The sequence below is a fragment of the Mycobacterium sp. 852013-50091_SCH5140682 genome (assembly GCF_001665685.1).
Classification (GTDB): Bacteria; Actinomycetota; Actinomycetes; order Mycobacteriales; family Mycobacteriaceae; genus Mycobacterium.
Genome location: NZ_LZTB01000012.1, coordinates 1 through 15,675 on the forward strand (window position 1 = coordinate 1; position 15,675 = coordinate 15,675).

A 15,675-nucleotide genomic window follows, 5' to 3' on the forward strand; every position below is an offset into this window, starting at 1 on the left:
GCCCTCTACCGAGGCGTCGGCAGAGCCCCCTGCGCGCCCACCGGGCGAATCGGTGTCCCCGGAGCCCGCGCCGCCAGCAACGCCCACCGCGACAGCGCTACCTCCCCCGTCGCAGGTACCGGGGACGGACTGCCGGGCGGTGTCATGACCACCCAACCCCAGTCACCGGTTACCGTGACGCCGGCGCTTCCCAACCGGCGCAACGCGGAACTGTTTCTGCTGGGGTTCGCGGCACTGATCACCACTGTCGCGCTCTTGATCGTCGAGGCCAACCAGGAACAGGGCATCACCTGGGATCTGCTGCGCTACACGGTCGGATACCTTGCCCTCTTCGGCGTCGCCCATCTGGCGGTGCGCCGCTTCGCGCCCTATGCCGATCCGCTGCTGCTGCCCGTGGTCGCACTGCTCAACGGTCTGGGCCTGGTGATGATCCATCGCCTCGACCTCGCCGAAGGGACCGCGAGCTCAGGCGGTCTGGGCGGCACCGCCAACCAGCAGATGCTGTGGACCCTGGTGGGAGTCGCGGTTTTCGCCGTGGTGGTCATCTTTCTGCACGATCACCGCATGCTGGCCCGCTACGGCTACGTCTGTGGACTGACCGGCCTTGTGCTGCTGGTGATTCCGGCGATCCTGCCGGCCAAGTACTCCGAGCAGTACGGCGCCAAGATCTGGATTCAGTTCCCCGGCTTCTCGATTCAGCCGGCCGAGTTCTCCAAGATCCTGCTGCTCATATTCTTCGCTGCCGTACTGGTGGCCAAGCGCGAATTGTTCACCAGCGCAGGCAAACACGTGCTCGGTATGGACCTCCCCCGGCCCCGCGACCTGGCTCCGCTGTTGCTGGCGTGGATCGCATCGGTCGGCGTGATGGTCTTCGAAAAAGACTTGGGCGCTTCACTTCTGCTGTATGCGTCATTTCTGGCGCTGCTCTACATCGCCACCGAACGGCTCAGCTGGGTCGTGATCGGCCTCGCCTTGTTCGCCGCGGGAAGCGTTGTGGCGTACCACATTTTCGCTCACGTCCGGGTGCGGGTGCAGAACTGGTGGGATCCGTTCGCCGATCCCGACGGCGCCGGCTATCAAATGGTGCAATCGCTGTTCAGCTTCGCCACCGGCGGCATCTTCGGCACCGGTCTTGGCAACGGACAGCCCGGCACGGTTCCGGAGGCCTCGACCGACTTCATCATCTCCGCGATCGGTGAGGAACTCGGCCTGGTTGGGCTCGCCGGCGTGCTGATGCTTTACACGATCCTGATCATCCGCGGCATGCGCACGGCCATCGCCGTACGCGACAGCTTCGGCAAGCTGCTGGCCGGTGGACTGTCCTCGGCGCTGGCGATCCAGCTGTTCATCGTCGTCGGCGGCGTCACCAAGCTCATCCCCGAGAGCGGCCTGACCACGCCGTGGATGTCCTACGGCGGCTCGTCGCTGTTGGCGAACTATGTGCTGCTGGCCATCCTCGTGCGCATCTCGCACGGCGCCCGTCGCCCGATCACCACCACCCGGCAACCCAACGCCACTCCGATCGCCGCGGCCAAAACCGAGGTGATCGAGAAGGTATGAACACCTCGCTGCGCCGTGTTGCCGTCACGATCATGGTGCTGATCGTGTTGTTGCTGGCGAACGCCACCCTGACCCAGGTCTTCACGGCCGACGGTCTGCGAGCCGACCCACGCAACCAGCGGGTGCTGCTCGACGAGTACTCCCGCCAGCGCGGCCAGATCACCGCCGGGGGACAGCTGCTGGCCTACTCGGTGTCCACCGACAACCGGTTCCGCTTCCTGCGGGTCTACCCCAATCCGCTGGTCTACGCGCCGGTCACCGGCTTCTACTCGCTGGGCTACTCGAGCACAGGCCTGGAGCGCGCGGAGGACACCATCCTCAACGGTTCCGACGAGCGGCTGTTCGGCCGTCGGCTCGCCGACTTCTTCACCGGCCGCAACCCACGCGGCGGCAACGTCGACACGACCATCAAGCCACAGGTCCAGCAGGCCGCCTGGGACGCCATGCAGAACGGCTGCGACAACGGCCCGTGCAAGGGCTCTGTGGTGGCGCTGGAGCCGTCTACCGGCAAGATCCTGGCCATGGTGTCGTCGCCGTCCTACGACCCCAATCTGCTGGCGTCGCACGACCTCAACGCGCAAGCCGCGGCCTGGCAGAAACTGCGCGACGATCCGGCCTCACCGCTGCTCAACCGGGCGATCTCGGAAACCTATCCGCCGGGCTCCACGTTCAAGGTCATCACCACCGCGGCCGCCCTGCAGGCCGGGGCCACCCCGGACACTCAGCTGACCTCGGCGGCGCGCACCAATCTGCCGGACAGCACCGCGACGCTCGAGAACTTCGGCGGCGCCCAATGCGGTCCGGGTGCGACGGTGTCGCTGCGCGAGGCGTTCGCCAAGTCCTGCAACACCGCGTTCGTGCAGCTGGGTATCGATACCGGCACCGACAAGCTCAAGAGCACCGCTCAGGCGTTCGGCCTGGATACCTCGCCTCCGGCCATCCCGCTGCAGGTCGCCGAATCCACCGTCGGACCCATCGACGACGGCGCGGCACTCGGCATGTCCAGCATCGGGCAGCGTGACGTGGCGCTGACCCCGCTGCAGAACGCGGTGGTGGCCGCGACCATCGCCAACGGCGGTGTCGCCATGCGGCCCTACCTGGTCGATAGCCTGAAGGGACCCGACCTGGCCACCATCAGCACCACCGCCCCCGCCCAAGAGCGCCGGGCAGTGTCACCGCAGGTCGCCGCTACACTTACGAACTTGATGGTCGGCGCCGAGCAGGTGACGCAGCAGAAGGGAGCCATCGCCGGCGTGCAGATCGCTTCGAAGACCGGTACGGCAGAGCACGGGACTGACCCCCGTAACACTCCGCCGCATGCCTGGTATATCGCTTTTGCGCCGGCCACGGACCCCAAGATCGCGGTCGCGGTGCTGGTCGAGGATGGCGGGGACCGGTTGTCGGCCACCGGCGGCGCACTGGCCGCCCCGATCGGACGTGCCACCATTGCGGCGGCCCTGCGGGAGGGATCATGAGTGACGCTTGCGGGCGGATCGTGAGTTCGCGCGAGCGGATCATCGGTTCGGCATGCGTCAACCGAGTCTGGGAGGTGTGCGCATGAGCCCCCGGGTCGGTGTCACGCTGTCAGGCCGGTACCGGCTGCAGCGACTCATCGCCACCGGCGGTATGGGCCAGGTGTGGGAGGCGGTCGACTCCCGGCTGGGGCGCCGCGTCGCGGTCAAGGTGCTCAAGGCCGAGTTCTCGACGGACGCGGAGTTCGTCGAACGCTTCCGCGCCGAGGCCCGCACCGTGGCCATGCTGAACCACCCAGGCATCGCCAGCGTGTACGACTACGGCGAGACGGAGCTGGACGGCGAGGGCCGCACCGCGTATCTGGTGATGGAACTCATCAACGGCGAACCGCTGAACTCGGTACTCAAACGCACTGGGCGGCTGTCGTTGCGGCACGCGCTGGACATGCTCGAGCAGACCGGGCGTGCTCTTCAGGTCGCCCACACCGCGGGCCTGGTCCACCGCGACGTCAAGCCGGGCAACATCCTGATCACCCCGACCGGCCAGGTGAAGCTGACCGATTTCGGTATCGCCAAGGCTGTCGACGCCGCACCCGTCACCCAGACCGGCATGGTGATGGGCACCGCCCAGTACATCGCCCCCGAACAGGCGCTGGGTCACGACGCCACGGCCGCCAGCGACGTGTATTCACTGGGTGTCGTCGGCTACGAGTCGGTGTCAGGCAAGCGCCCGTTCACCGGTGACGGCGCGCTGACGGTGGCGATGAAGCACATCAAGGAGACACCTCCGCCGCTGCCCGCCGATCTGCCGCCCAACGTGCGCGAGCTGATCGAGATCACGCTGGTCAAGAATCCCGGCATGCGGTACAAGTCCGGTGGGCCGTTCGCCGACGCCGTTGCCGCAGTGCGTTCCGGCAGGCGTCCACCGCGCCCCAACCAGGCCCCGACGCTGGGCCGCGCGGCACCTGCGGCCGTGCCGTCGGCCGCGCAGGCCCGGGCCGCGGCGGATATGACCGGGCGGGCTCCGGCGACCGCTGCCAGGCCTCGCACCAGCACCGGCACGCATCGACCCGCGCCTGCGCGCCGGACGTTCTCGTCCGGCCAGCGCGCTCTGTTGTGGGCTGCCGGCGTGCTCGGCGCCCTGGCGATCGTCATCGCGATCCTGATCGTGCTCAACGCGCAGGATCGCAAAGAGCAACAGTCGCCGCCGCCCACGGTCACCAACACCGTGACGCAGACGACGCCCTTCCAGTCGCCGGCAGCGTTGCCTTCGGCGGGATTCATCGTGATCGCGCCGCAGCAATCCGCTGCCCCGGAACAGATACTGCAATGACGACCCCTCAGCACCTTTCCGACCGATACGAACTCGGTGAGATTCTCGGCTTCGGCGGCATGTCCGAAGTCCATCTGGCCCGCGACCAGCGCCTGCACCGTGACGTCGCGGTCAAGGTGCTGCGCGCGGATCTGGCTCGCGATCCCAGCTTCTACCTGCGTTTCCGCCGCGAGGCACAGAACGCCGCGGCGCTGAACCATCCGGCCATCGTCGCGGTCTATGACACCGGCGAGGCCGAGACGCCCAACGGGCCGCTGCCCTACATCGTGATGGAGTACGTCGACGGCGTCACCCTGCGCGACATCGTGCACAACGACGGGCCGATCCCGCCGCGGCGGGCCATCGAGATCATCGCCGACGCCTGCCAGGCGCTGAACTTCAGCCACCAGCACGGCATCATCCACCGCGACGTCAAGCCGGCCAACATCATGATCAGCAAGAACAACGCTGTGAAGGTGATGGACTTCGGCATCGCGCGCGCGTTGGCCGACGTCAACAGCGTCACGCAGACCGCCGCGGTCATCGGCACCGCGCAGTACCTGTCGCCGGAGCAGGCGCGCGGCGAGTCCGTCGATGCTCGCTCCGACGTCTACTCACTGGGCTGCGTGCTGTACGAAATCCTCACGGGGGAGCCACCTTTCATCGGTGATTCGCCTGTCGCGGTCGCCTATCAGCACGTCCGCGAGGATCCGGTCCCGCCGTCGACGCGCCACCCTGGCATCCCGCCCGAACTCGACGCGGTGGTGCTCAAGGCGCTGGCCAAGAATCCCGACAACCGATACCAGTCGGCGGCCGAGATGCGTGCCGACCTGGTGCGGGTGCACAGCGGCGAGGCGCCGGACGCGCCCAAGGTGCTCACCGACGCCGAACGCACGTCGATGATGACGCAGTCCGGCCCGATGTCCTTCAGCGCACCGACCGAGCACATGCCCGCGCCGATCCAGCCCACGGCTGCCGGCCGCGATCGCAACGCCTCGATCGGCCGCTGGTTGATCGCGGTGGCGGTCCTCGCGGTGCTCACGGTGGTGGTGACGGTGGCGATCAACATGATCGGCGACCACCCGCGCGACGTGCAGGTGCCGGATGTGACGGGCCAGACCGCTGACGACGCGGTGGCGGCGCTGCAGAACCGCGGCTTCCGCACCCATATCAACCGTCAGCCGGACAACACGGTTCCGCCCGAGAAGGTCATCAACACCGACCCGGCGGCCAACTCGCAGGCCAGCGCGGGCGATGACGTCGCCATCGTCGTCTCGACCGGGCCGCAGCAGGCGCTGGTGCCCGACGTCACGGGGCTGACGCCGGCGCAGGCCAGGGACAAGCTCAAGAAGGCCGGCTTCACCAAGACCAAGGAGACGCCCAGCGCGTCGACGCCGGAGCAGAAGGACAAGGTGATCGCGACCGTGCCGCCCGCCAACCAGACGGCGGCGATCACCAACGAGATCACCATTGCGGTGGGCTCGGGTCCGGGCAGCAAGCTCGTGCCCGACTGCACCGGGCAGAGCCCAGAGGTGTGTAAGCAGATCATCAATGCCGCCGGTTTCCCCAACACCGTCACGGTCGATATCGACAGCCCGCAGCCCAAGGGCCAGGTGGTCGGGGTCGAGCCGGCTGCGGGCCAGAACGTTCCGGTGGACACCCTGATCCAGTTGCGGGTGTCGCGCGGCAACCAGTTCATCATGCCCGACGTGCGCGGGGGCTTCTGGACCGATGTCGAGGCCAACTTGCGCAACGCCTACGGCTGGACGGGTCAGCTCAACCGCGCTCCGGATGTGTCCAACAGCGGTCAGCGGACCAACGCGGTGGTGACACAGAGCCCGTCGCCGGGGACGCCGGTGAACTTCGCGGACCCGATCACACTGGCGTTCGCGTCGTAGCAGCGGCGACCGCGCGGGCGACCTCGTCCTCGAGCTGACGCACGAGGTTCTCGTCCGGCGGGAAGCCGCAGATGCCGAGCCAGTTGGCCAGCATCCGGTGCCCGCCCTCCGTGAGGATCGATTCGGGGTGGAACTGCACGCCGTGGATCGGCAACTCGCGGTGACGGACTGCCATGATGACGCCGCTGTCGGTCTGCCCGAGCACCTCGAGCTCGGCGGGTACGCTGTCGGGAAGGATCGTCAGCGAGTGGTAGCGGGTGGCCGTGAACGGATCCGGAAGTCCTTGCAGCACACCGGCATCGGCGTGATGGACCACGCTGGTCTTGCCGTGGAGCAATTCGGGTGCCCGGTCGACGGTGCCGCCGAACGCGACGCCGATGGCCTGATGTCCCAGGCACACGCCCAGCAGGGGAGTGCCTGCCTCGGCACAGGCCCGCACCAGAGGAATCGATGCGCCTGCACGTTCCGGCGTGCCCGGCCCGGGGCTCAGCAGCACCCCGTCGAAGTCCTGCGCGGCCTTCGCGATGTCCGTCTCGGTGGCCAGCCGCGCGTCGTCGTTTCGCCAGACCTGCGCGTGCACCCCGAGCTGGCCCAGGTACTGGACCAGGTTGAACACGAAACTGTCGTAATTGTCGACGACCAGAACCTGCATCGGCCCAGGTTACCGGCTCAATAGCCGATCGGGCCCGCCGGCTGGGCATACCGCATGCGGACCGGCCCGGTGTGCCCCACGAGGTCGACCTGTGCGCGGGGTTCCTCGGTGTAGCCCAGGCCGAACCGCACCACGTACTGCTTGTACAGCGTGACGAACGGGGCTGCGGCGAGCGCGGCCTGCATGGCGCCGGCGTCGCCGATCGCGGTGATCACATACGGCGGGCTGTAGGTGCGGCCGTTGAGCAGGAGAGTGTTGCCGACGCATCGCGGCGCGGAGCCGGGCATGATGCGCTGGTCCTGCATCTGGACGCCTTCTGCGCCTGCGCTCCACAGTGCGTTGAGCACGGCCTGGATGTCCTGCTGATGCACCACCAGATCGTCGGGAGACGCGTCGCGTGGGAATCGGCCCTGGGCGTCCCGCTGTGCGTCGTTGAGCGTCACCACCAGGCCTGGACCGCGCATCGGGGTCACGTCGGCCTCGGCGGCCAGCGCGTCGGCGCGTTCGGTGATAGCCGCCAGCGCGGCGTGCGAACCCGGCGTTCCACCGTGATGGCTGTCGACCTGGCCGGCCAGCGCGTCGCGTTGGGCGGTGAGCCGTTCGACCGACTGCTGGGCCTCGCGCACCAGGTCCACGAGGCGTGGAGCGTCGCTGCGACGGATCTCACCGCCGCCGGAGACGCCGTGGGTGGCGGCCAGCAGCAGACCGGCCAGCAGGCACACCACCGGCACGCCGAAGCGCCACCGAGATCGGTCGGGTCGGTCCATCGATTTCTCTCCTGGACGTGCAGCTACGTTAGTGTCGTGAAGCATCCTGCTCCATCGTCGCACCGTGTGACGCCGACTGTCCGTGAAGGTACCCATGCCCAAGTCCAAAGTCCGTAAGAAGAACGACTTCACCATCAAGCCGGTGAGCCGGACACCGGTCAAGGTCAAGGCCGGGCCGTCCAGCGTCTGGTTCGTGGCCCTCTTTATCGGACTGATGCTGTTCGGTCTGATCTGGCTGCTGGTATTCCAGCTCGCTGCCACCAATCCGATCGACACCCCGTCGTTCCTGCGGTGGATGGCCGACCTCGGTCCGTGGAACTACGCGATCGCGTTTGCTTTCATGATCACCGGTCTGTTGCTCACGATGCGCTGGCACTGAGCTACGCCGACCTCATAATGAATTCATCTTACGATCCGAAGGTTACGGACTCAGCAACGTTGCCGCCCTCCAATCACACCGTTGTGATTCATCCCCATTGTGGATAGCACCTGTGGATAACTTCATTAGCCACGGTAAGAGGGTGTGAAGAACCCGTGCAGCAAACGCAGTGGAGCCCGTCGACATTGGGAATCACAGCTTGCGGCATAGCCGGACTTATGATGGCTACAGCGGCTGTGATGCTCATCACAGATTCACCGGGACGTGTCCTGGCCGGCATTGCCGGGGTGGGATTGCTCACGTTTGCAAGCTTCTCGTTGCGCGCACGCCCAAAGCTGGCAATCACCGGTGAAGGTTTGGCCATCGGCGGCTGGTGGCGCACCCGATTACTTCGCCGCAATGAGATCCGGTCGATCCGCATCACGGAGTTCCGGCGGATCGGGCGGAAGGTCCGACTGCTCGAGGTCGACACCGTCGACGACCGGCTCGTCGTCTTCACCCGGTGGGACCTGGGAACCGAGCCGCTAGACGTCCTCGACGCCCTCAAGGCAGCCGGATACTGATCTGTCCCCACACACGACGCGACGCCCCCGCGTACGAGGGCGTCGCGTCGTATAGCGGACGTTAGAAGGTCAGGACACGGTGACCGACTCGATCACGACCGGCTCGGTCGGACGGTCACCGCGATCGGTCGCGGTGGTGGCGATCGTGTCGACCACCTTCTGCGACTCAGGATCGACGACCTCGCCGAAGATGGTGTGCCTGCGGTTCAGGTGCGGCGTCTTGCCGACCGTGATGAAGAACTGGGAGCCGTTGGTGCCGGGGCCCGCGTTCGCCATGGCCAGCAGGTAGGGCTTGTCGAACTGCAGTTCCGGATGGAACTCGTCGGCGAACTGGTAGCCCGGGCCGCCGCGGCCGGTACCCGTCGGGTCGCCGCCCTGGATCATGAAGCCGTCGATGACACGGTGGAAAACGGCCCCGTCGTAGAACGGACCGGACGTGCCACCCGAGGCGTTCTCGGTGCTGTAGTCCTTGGTGCCCTGCGCCAACCCGACAAAGTTGGCCACGGTCTTGGGAGCGTGGTTTCCGAACAGTGCGATCTTGATGTCACCGCGGTTGGTGTGCAGTGTCGCCGTCGCGGTCTGAATGGGACTCGTCACGGGGGTTGAGTCTGCCACTACGGTCCGCGACGCTAACCGGCACCCGCCAGTTACCCACCCGAACGCCACCGGGATGGCAGTCTGGGGAGCAGCTTTCCACGGCGGCAGAAAGGTGCGAGATGACCGCGACGACCCATGACCGGCTGGCTCCCAACCAACGATTGGCCCGCGGCCTTAAGTACACCGCGGTGGGCCCGGTGGACATCTCGCGGGGCGTTGCGGGGTTGGGCATGCAGGCGGCCGCGGCGGCCGGTGCGAGCGCCCGCAGGCGCTACCAGGACGGCCAATTGCGCCGCCAGCTGGCCGCTGTGGCGGAGAAGCTGGAGGCACTGCCGGAGGTTCTCCCCGAGCTGCTCGCCGATGTCACCCCGGCCAAGCCCAAGCACAGGCGCAGGCCCTGGCTCATCGCCGGGCTGGCTGCTGCCGTTCTGGCCGGGGGAGCGGTGGCCTTCTCCGTCGTGCGTCGCACCAAGCGGCCGGAGCCGCCCGCCACGTTGCCCCCGAGCGTCGAGGTCGCTCCCAAGCCGTAGCGGCGTTTGGGTGCGCCGAATTCGACGAAAAGGTCGCCGCCCACGCGGGTTTCACGACCGTTGCGTCGAATTGGCGGTCGTCAGGCTCGTTCGACAGCCGCTTTGATGGCCGCGAGGGTCACGGGGATACCGGACAACGCGGCGTCGCTGCGCGCTGCGATCTGAGCGTCTGCGTCGGCACCGAATCGCTCACGGAACCCGGCCAGACCCCGTTCCAGGAACACCCAGGACTGGGTCAGCCGGGTACCGCCGTCCTCGGGCGCCATCGCGTAGCCCCAGCGCACCCACCCGTCGTTGACCTCCCAGGTGAATTCGCGTCCGGGTTCGGCGACCACCACCTTGCTGCGGGTCTGCCACTCCCGTTCGGGCGTGACGTTGCGGCCCGTGAACCAGGCGCCGACTTCCGGTCCGGAGCCTTCGTCCCACCAGCACTCCTTGCACACCGGGCTCCACTCGCCGGTGCGGGTCACGTCGGACACGGCGGCGTAGACGGCCTCCGGCGAGGCTGAGACGTGGATTGAGTCAGTGAATTCCAATGGCGGCACCGTTGGATTATCCATCGCCGTCGGGATTGAGCCGACCCTGGCAACGTCCGCCCCGAAGCCGGTTGGTGGATGCGTTCAGCCGCAAACGATTTCGCGACTGGCACGTGAAAAATTGTGGAGCCTAGGAGATTCGAACTCCTGACATCTGCCTTGCAAAGGCAGCGCTCTACCAACTGAGCTAAGGCCCCGTGCCTGGGATCAGGACGGCTCTGCCGCCTGGTGCCACACCTCTGCGCCATGTCGGGATCGCCACACGATCACCGCCACAGCTGCCACCGCGAGTGCCAACACCAACTTCATGGTGGACCTCCGGTTGGGCAGTACCGACACGACCGGCAATGCCGGTTCCGTGGGCCTAGGAGGACTCGAACCTCCGACCTCTTCGTTATCAGCGAAGCGCTCTAACCGCCTGAGCTATAGGCCCTTATTGGGGACGACCGAGCGACGAGATTACCGTACCGATGCCCTGTCTCCCAAACCGGATCAATCCCGGTCGGCCAACGTCACCTCCACGCCGCCGACGAGGTCCGTGGTCAGGTTGTAGATGAACGCGCCGATCGTGGCCATGGCGGTAAGCACGACGATGTTCACCAGGCCGATCAACGCCGCGCCACCGAAGATCGTGCCGCTGGACACGAGTTCGCCGCCGGCATTGCCACCGCTGCTGGTCAGCAGATCGCCCACGTTGCTGTTGAGCTTGCTCCACACGCCCATACCGCCGAGCACGAGGTACAGGAACGCGACCGCGATCATCCACACGAAGAACAGCGCCGAGGACAGCACCAGGGCCACCTTCAGCACGGTCCACGGGTCCACCCGGCGGATCTGCATGCTGGCCCGGATGGGTCCCTTGGTGGACGTGCGGCTCGCGACCTGGATGCGGCTGGTTGCACCCGAGGACGACGAGCGTGACGCGGCAGGCGCCTCAGCAGCCTTGCGCTGTGGGGGCCGTGGGCTGGGCCCTGACAGGTCAGGCAGCTCGCTGGCGTAGGCCTCGGTGCGTCCCGGTTCCGACCGGGACGAGTCGGCGCGAGGTGCCTCGGGACGAGGCGGCTCAGGGCGGGCCGGCTCGGGGCGAGGTGGCTCAGGGCGAGGTGGCTCGGGACGCTGCCGTTCGACCTCGACCCCATCCGCGCCCGACACGAAGCGCTGCAACCGCGCCTCGACGCCGGGGGAGTGGCTCCCAGAACTGCGGCCACTGTCTTCACGCGGCTCGGCCGAATGTGCGGCGGGTCGGACGGCCTTGCCTCGCTGCCACGGGGGCACCTCACCCGTCTCGGTGATGTTGCCCGTCGGCCGGGGCACGTTGCCGACGCCCCCGCCCTCGGATCCTGAGCCGTTGGTACCGCTGCCGGGCCGGTCGCCCGTACGCGGGTACCCCGGCTCGCTCGGTGAAGTCACCTAACAGCTCCTTAGCTCAGGCCGAGGGCCAGGTGTTGCCTCGGCGGCTGCGTTACGTCTCAGAGGACTCGGCGGACTCGGTTTCTTCCGCATCCGGTTCCTCTTCGGCATTGCGCGCAATTGCAATCAGTGTGTCGCCCTCACCCAGGTTCATCAAGCGGACCCCCTTGGTTTGCCGCCCGGCCTTGCGAACCTGACGGGCTGCGGTCCTGATGACGCCCCCGCCTGAGGTGATGGCATACAGCTCGGTCTCGTCGTCGACGATCAACGCTCCGACAAGGTTGCCACGGCGACGGTCGTACTGGATCGTCAGGATGCCCTTGCCGCCGCGGCCCTGGACCGTGTACTCCTCGATCGCAGTGCGCTTTGCGTACCCGCCCGCCGTCGCGACCAGCAGATATGTGTCCGGCTGGACCACGTTGAGCGATAGCAGGCGATCGTCCTCGTTGAACCGCATGCCTTGCACACCGGACGTGGCCCGGCCCATCGGCCGCAACGCCTCGTCGGTTGCCGAGAACCGGATGGACTGCCCGTTGGCGCTGACCAACAGCAGGTCGTCCTCGGCCGAGCACAGCACGGCACCGACCAGCTCGTCGCCGTCACGCAGATTCACCGCGACGATGCCGCCGGACCGGTTGGAGTCGAAGTCGGTGAGCTTCGACTTCTTCACCAGACCGTTGCGGGTCGCCAGCACCAGGTACGGCGCATCCTCGTAGCTCTTGAGCTGGATGACCTGAGCGATGCGCTCCTCCGGCTGGAAGGCCAGCAGGTTGGCGACGTGCTGGCCGCGCGCGGTACGGGAGGCCTCGGGCAACTCGTAGGCCTTGGCCCGGTACACCCTGCCCTGCGTGGTGAAGAACAGGATCCAGTCGTGCGTGGAGCACACGAAGAAGTGGTTGACGATGTCGTCGGCCTTGAGGCCCGCGCCCTGGACGCCCTTGCCGCCGCGCTTCTGGCTGCGGTAAAGGTCGGTCTTCGTGCGCTTGGCGTACCCGGTCTCGGTGATCGTGACGACCACATCCTCGCGGGCGATCAGATCCTCGTCGCTGACCTCGCCGTCGGCCGGCATGATCCGGGTCCGACGGTCGTCGCCGTGCTTCTCGACGATCTCGGCCAGCTCGTCGCGGACGATGGCCCGCTGCCGTTCGGGCTTGGCCAGGATGTCTTCCAGGTCCGCGATCTCGGCTTCGATCTTGGCGAGATCGTCGACGATGCGCTGACGTTCCAGAGCAGCCAACCGGCGCAGCTGCATGTCCAAGATGGCCTGGGCCTGGATCTCGTCGACGTCGAGGAGCTCCATCAAGCCGGACCGGGCGACGTCGGCGTTGGCCGATGCCCGGATCAACGCGATGACCTCATCGAGTGCGTCGAGCGCCTTGACCAGACCACGCAGGATGTGGGCCCGCTCGTTGGCCTTGCGCAACCGATACCGGGTGCGCCGGTTGATGACGTCGAGCTGATGGTCGACGTACAGCCGGATCAGCTGATCCAGCCGCAGGGTGCGTGGCACACCGTCGACGATCGACAGCATGTTGGCACCGAAGCTGGTCTGCAGCTGCGTGTGCTTGTAGAGGTTGTTCAGCACCACCTTGGCGACGGCATCGCGCTTGAGCTCCACCACAATTCGGATGCCGACGCGGTCGCTGCCCTGATCCTCGATGTTGGAGATGCCGGCCAGCTTGCCGTCGCGCACCTGCTCGGCGATCGAGGTGATGAAGTTGTCGTGGTTGACCTGATACGGCAACTCGGTGATGACGATCGAGGTGCGCCCGCGGGAGTCTTCCTCGATCTCGACGACGCCACGCATCCGGACCGAACCGCGACCCGTCTTGTAGGTGTCCTCGATCCCTTGTGAGCCGACAATCAAACCGGCAGTGGGGAAGTCGGGACCTTTGACCCGCTCGCACACCGCGGCCAGGGTGGCCTCTTCATCGGCCTCGTAGTTCTCCAGGCACCAGTACACCGCCTCGGCCAGCTCACGCAGGTTGTGCGGCGGGATGTTGGTGGCCATACCGACGGCGATACCGCCCGAACCGTTGGCCAGCAGGTTGGGGAACCGGCTCGGCAGAACCGTCGGCTCCTGCACCCGACCGTCGTAGTTCGGAATGAAATCGACTGTCTCCTCGTCGATTTCACGCAGCATCTCCATAGCCAGCGGAGTCAGCCGCGCTTCGGTGTTATGGCTGACGAAGCCGTTGGTGATGAACGCGTGGTCCTCGGTGTCGACCCGCAGGCTGTACACGGGCTGCACGCCTGCGTCGGTTACCGATTCGACCTCGGCGTAATAGAACCGGCCGTCGGTCAATTCAGACGCGATGGCGCGGACGTCGGGATCGGCGATGTGCGAAAGGATCTCGGCACCATGGCGCCGCCACCGATCGAGACGGTCGATGTTGTGCTTGCGCAGCCACTCCTTGTCAGCCCAGCGGCCACCACCGTGGGTCCGAATGAACTCACCAAGACCCGGCACGTGATCGCCGTCGAGACCCTTGGCCGCCGCAGGCAGCGCCGACAGGATTTCCTGCAGCTTGGTCTGCTTGGCGCCACCGAAGCCGATCTGTGCGGCGAAGAGCTCCGCCTGAGCACGGTTGGTGATCGCGACCTTGTACTCACCGGTGGCATGCCGATAGCGGCTCGAGACCACTCCGAACTCCAGCAGCATCTGCTGGACGTCCTTGGCCAGCCGGTCACTGCGCGTCGAGTACGACACCTGAATCGTGTTGCGCGGCAACGCCGAGCACGATCCGTCCCCTTCGAAAAGGGCTTGCAGGAAGGCGCGCTTGACCACTGTCGCCGAGTGCCACAACCATTCCGGCACGGCCTTGTCTGCCGATCGCTGGCCAATCATGTCGCCGAGCCGGGAGGCCTTGAGCGCCTGCAGGTTATGCACATCGAGTTCGTGCAGGGTGGACCCTGACGCAATCGTTCGCGACGACACATACCTCGGCCCGCCTACGACAGCGTCATAGGCGGCGACAACGATGTCGAAGAAATCCCGGTCGAGATTGTTGAAACCCGCCCGACTCTCGGACACGAAACCTTCACTGACAAAGGCGCCCAGCAGCAGTGCCTCGAGCGTCTCGTGCCAGTCCGCTGGACCGAACTCAGCCGGCGCTGTGCGCTGGATCGCAACCCGATCCCCGGGACGAATCTCCTCGATCAGCTTCCACAGGAGAGTCGGCACGCCCGCCACATCGACGAGGCACAGCAACGGGTGATTGCTCGTACCCGTGACGGTGTACCCGTCGGCCGTCGTGACCTTGTAGGTCTGATGCTCGCCGGAATGGAAGAGCCGATCCGCCAGTACCGGATTGCCGTGTCGATCGACAACCTTGAGATCGATCACATGCTCGGTGTTCGGCCGCGCCGCGGGGACGACGTCGGCGATCCGCACCGAATGACCCATCGGCAGACGGACCAGCGCATCACCGGTGACGCAATAACGCATCGCGGCCGGTGGGTCGTTACCCGGCGAGCCGAAGTTGCCCTGGCCATCGACCAGCGGGTAGCGCAGCGACCACGGCTGGGCCATCCGGACCAGGGTGTCGTAGATCGACGCGTCACCGTGCGGGTGATAGTTGCCCATTGTCTCGGCAACCGAACGCGCGGACTTGGCATGGCTGCGGTCCGGGCGGAAGCCCGAGTCGTACATCGCGTAGAGCACCCGGCGGTGCACGGGTTTGAGACCGTCGCGCACCTCCGGCAGCGCGCGGCCGACGATCACGCTCATGGCGTAGTCGATGTAGCTGCGCTGCATCTCCTGCTGAATGTCGACCGGTTCGACGCGGTCTGAGGCGCCGTCGCCAGGCGGCAACGTGGTGTCTGTCATCTAATCCTCGTTCGTCAGGCACGCCCGGGCGACCAGAGCAGCCACGGGCAACCCCCAAAGTCTAGTTGGTCAGTAGCTCAGCACCCTGAGACGCGTCGGAGCAATCTCGTCAGAAGGCCCAGCTAACCGCCGGACCTCGAGGCCACCAGGTTGCTCACAGTTCGAGGGTT

Annotated in this window: 13 protein-coding genes and 2 tRNA genes; 7 read left to right on the forward strand and 8 right to left on the reverse strand. The window is 66.6% G+C overall.

Annotated elements, in window-relative coordinates:
- Positions 1-144: 144 nt before the first annotated feature.
- The 4 genes from A5784_RS04810 to pknB all read left to right on the forward strand — a co-directional run bounded on the left by A5784_RS04810 (position 145) and on the right by pknB (position 6,242).
- Positions 145-1,560 (forward strand): FtsW/RodA/SpoVE family cell cycle protein, encoded by a 1,416-nt coding sequence (locus A5784_RS04810; protein WP_064942857.1) that lies wholly within the window; start codon positions 145-147, stop codon positions 1,558-1,560.
- Positions 1,557-3,035 (forward strand): D,D-transpeptidase PbpA, encoded by a 1,479-nt coding sequence (gene pbpA / locus A5784_RS04815; RefSeq protein WP_064942859.1) that lies wholly within the window; start codon positions 1,557-1,559, stop codon positions 3,033-3,035. Before A5784_RS04810 ends, pbpA begins: the two co-directional genes overlap by 4 nt.
- Before the next feature lie 82 nt (positions 3,036-3,117).
- Positions 3,118-4,365: a protein kinase domain-containing protein gene (locus A5784_RS04820; protein ID WP_064942861.1), complete on the forward strand. Its 1,248-nt coding sequence runs from the start codon at positions 3,118-3,120 to the stop codon at positions 4,363-4,365.
- Complete coding sequence (gene pknB, locus A5784_RS04825; protein ID WP_064942863.1) at positions 4,362-6,242, forward strand: Stk1 family PASTA domain-containing Ser/Thr kinase; 1,881 nt, start codon at positions 4,362-4,364, stop codon at positions 6,240-6,242. The genes A5784_RS04820 and pknB overlap by 4 nt, the downstream gene beginning before the upstream one ends.
- On the opposite strand, the gene A5784_RS04830 is transcribed toward pknB, so the two are convergent.
- Both A5784_RS04830 and A5784_RS04835 read right to left on the reverse strand, forming a co-directional pair.
- Entirely contained in the window at positions 6,220-6,894 is a 675-nt protein-coding gene (locus A5784_RS04830; RefSeq protein ID WP_064942865.1) for an aminodeoxychorismate/anthranilate synthase component II, read from the reverse strand. The genes pknB and A5784_RS04830 overlap by 23 nt on opposite strands.
- Before the next feature lie 17 nt (positions 6,895-6,911).
- The gene (locus A5784_RS04835) at positions 6,912-7,661 is read right to left on the reverse strand and encodes a DUF881 domain-containing protein (protein ID WP_064942866.1); all 750 of its coding nucleotides are present in this window, start codon (positions 7,659-7,661) and stop codon (positions 6,912-6,914) included.
- A 94-nt stretch (positions 7,662-7,755) separates the two neighbouring features.
- Between A5784_RS04835 and crgA the strand changes: the two genes are divergently transcribed.
- Positions 7,756-8,040, forward strand: a complete 285-nt coding sequence (gene crgA, locus A5784_RS04840; RefSeq protein ID WP_064942868.1) for a cell division protein CrgA — start codon at positions 7,756-7,758, stop codon at positions 8,038-8,040.
- 155 nt (positions 8,041-8,195) lie between these two features.
- On the forward strand, positions 8,196-8,603 hold the full coding sequence (locus tag A5784_RS04845; RefSeq protein ID WP_064942870.1) for a PH domain-containing protein: 408 nt from the start codon (positions 8,196-8,198) through the stop codon (positions 8,601-8,603).
- A gap of 69 nt (positions 8,604-8,672) precedes the next feature.
- Here the strand turns inward: A5784_RS04845 and A5784_RS04850 are convergent, their stop codons facing one another.
- Entirely contained in the window at positions 8,673-9,218 is a 546-nt protein-coding gene (locus tag A5784_RS04850) for a peptidylprolyl isomerase (protein WP_197514638.1), read from the reverse strand.
- Between the two features lie 101 nt (positions 9,219-9,319).
- On the opposite strand from A5784_RS04850, the gene cwsA reads away from it, so the two are divergent.
- On the forward strand, positions 9,320-9,730 hold the full coding sequence (gene cwsA, locus A5784_RS04855; RefSeq protein WP_064942875.1) for a cell wall synthesis protein CwsA: 411 nt from the start codon (positions 9,320-9,322) through the stop codon (positions 9,728-9,730).
- 80 nt (positions 9,731-9,810) lie between these two features.
- Here cwsA and A5784_RS04860 read toward each other — a convergent pair whose 3' ends face one another.
- The 5 genes from A5784_RS04860 to gyrA form a co-directional block, all read right to left on the reverse strand.
- The gene (locus A5784_RS04860; RefSeq protein ID WP_064942877.1) at positions 9,811-10,290 is read right to left on the reverse strand and encodes an SRPBCC family protein; all 480 of its coding nucleotides are present in this window, start codon (positions 10,288-10,290) and stop codon (positions 9,811-9,813) included.
- Positions 10,291-10,390: 100 nt separating this feature from the next.
- Positions 10,391-10,463, reverse strand: a tRNA-Ala gene (locus A5784_RS04865).
- Positions 10,464-10,625: 162 nt separating this feature from the next.
- Positions 10,626-10,699 (reverse strand) — tRNA-Ile (locus tag A5784_RS04870).
- Between the two features lie 59 nt (positions 10,700-10,758).
- A complete protein-coding gene (locus A5784_RS04875; protein WP_064942879.1) occupies positions 10,759-11,676 on the reverse strand; it encodes a DUF3566 domain-containing protein in 918 nt (305 codons plus the stop codon).
- Between the two features lie 52 nt (positions 11,677-11,728).
- A complete protein-coding gene (gyrA, locus tag A5784_RS04880) occupies positions 11,729-15,505 on the reverse strand; it encodes an intein-containing DNA gyrase subunit A (RefSeq protein WP_064942881.1) in 3,777 nt (1,258 codons plus the stop codon).
- Positions 15,506-15,675 lie beyond the last annotated feature (170 nt).